The organism is Litorisediminicola beolgyonensis (assembly GCF_042679605.1).
GTDB lineage: Bacteria > Pseudomonadota > Alphaproteobacteria > Rhodobacterales > Rhodobacteraceae > Litorisediminicola > Litorisediminicola beolgyonensis.
Window position 1 is genome coordinate 1 of record NZ_JBHTMU010000088.1, and the last position, 1,542, is coordinate 1,542.

The window sequence follows — 1,542 nt, forward strand, 5'->3', positions numbered from 1 at the left end:
GTGCGCGCGCCCGCAAGCTTCTGCGGCACCTGGGGGCTGCGCCCCACCTGGGGCCGCGCGCCGCTCGCGGGCTGCATGCCGCTGGTGCCGAGCTTCGACACCTGCGGGCTCTTCGCCCGGGACGGTACGGCGCTTCTGGCCGCGGCGGGTGTCCTGATGGGACCGGACAGCGCGGCGCTCGGCTCCGCGCTCTGGCAGGCGGGCGACATGCTCCCGGAATTGACTCCCACGGCCCGCGCGGCGCTGACGCCTCTCATGGACCGGCTCGCGCCCGATACCGGCGCGCTCTACGTCGCCGATCCCGCCGAGATGCATGACTGCTTCGACATGCTGCAATCGCGAGAGGTCGTCGCCACCCATGGGGCCTGGATCGCGGAGCGGCAACCGCCGCTCGGACCCTATATCGCCGACCGTTACGCCCGCGCGCTCGCCGTCGATGCCGAAACCGAGGCGCAGTGGCGCGCGCGGCGGGTGGAGATGGCCGAGGATCTCTCGGTCCGCCTCGCCCCAGGTCCCGCGCTTGCTCCGGTCGTTCATGACGCACCGATCCGCGCGGATGCGGGCGTTGCAGCACAGCTCGCTTTCGGCGCACAGGCGCGGCGGCTTCTCTGCGTCGCGGGGGTCGGCGGGTTGCCGCAGGTGGTCTTCCCGGCGCTCACGCTCGAGGGCGCGCCCTTGGGGCTGTCGCTCATCGGCCCACCGGGCAGCGACCTGGCGCTGATCGCGCGGGCGATGGAGCTGGTGGAGGCACTGACGTCATGAGCCGGATCGAAGAGAAACTGGCAGAGCTGGGGCTGGAGCTGCCGCCCGATTGCCCGCCGCGTGCGAGCTTCGTGAAATACCGGATGTGGAACGGGCTCCTGATCCTCTCGGGGCAGATCTGCGAATGGAACGGTGAGCCGCGCTGGTTCGGGCCGGTCTCGGACGACACGGACATGGACGAGATGCAGGCGGCGGCGCGGATGTGCGCGCTGAACCTGCTGTTCTGCGCGCGCGAGGCGCTCGGCTCGCTCGACCGGATCGAGACGGTGCTGCGGCTTGGCGGTTTCGTCAACGCGGTGCCGGGATACGGGCAGGGGCCCAAGGTGATCGACGGGGCGTCGGATCTGTTCATCCAGCTCTTCGGCGAGGCCGGACGGCACGCGCGCACGGCGGTCTGCGTCTCCAGCCTGCCGGTCAACGCGGCGGTCGAGGTCGATGCCATGATGGCGGTGTCATGAAACTGATCCGCAACGATCTGGCGCGGCGCGACGCGCCCTGGACCGAAACGCAGGATGCGATCCTTTCGGACCGGGCGCTTGCCGAGGCCCGCGACGTGATCACCAGCTGGGAGGGTTACGCGCCGACGCCGCTCGTGTCCCTGCCGCAGCTGGCGCTGGAGGCGGGCGTCGCGCGGATCGACCTCAAGGACGAGGGTCCGCGCTTCGGGATCGGCAGCTTCAAGGCGCTCGGCGCCGCCTATGCGGTGGCGCGGGTGCTGGCCCGGGCGGCCTCCGAAGCCTCCGGGCGGAGGATCGGCGCGGACGAGATCGCCGCCGCCGC

The 1,542-nt window shown here is 71.7% G+C and carries 2 protein-coding genes and 1 pseudogene; all 3 read left to right on the top strand.

The genetic code is table 11. The annotated features are described in order from the left end of the window. Positions 1 to 762 (top strand): amidase family protein (locus ACFQ4E_RS20525; RefSeq protein ID WP_386806397.1); only part of this gene is annotated, 762 nt, incomplete at its 5' end. Further along, complete coding sequence (locus ACFQ4E_RS20530; RefSeq protein ID WP_386806398.1) at positions 759 to 1,220, top strand: RidA family protein; 462 nt, start codon at positions 759 to 761, stop codon at positions 1,218 to 1,220. The genes ACFQ4E_RS20525 and ACFQ4E_RS20530, both read left to right, overlap by 4 nt. After that, positions 1,217 to 1,542: pseudogene (locus ACFQ4E_RS20535) on the top strand (diaminopropionate ammonia-lyase); the annotation flags it as partial. The gene ACFQ4E_RS20530 and the pseudogene ACFQ4E_RS20535, both read left to right, overlap by 4 nt.

What these genes read in the sequence shown, in the direction of transcription:
- ACFQ4E_RS20530 (WP_386806398.1), top strand. Translation starts at nt 759, where the DNA reads ATGAGCCGGATCGAAGAGAAACTGGCAGAGCTGGGGCTGGAGCTGCCG.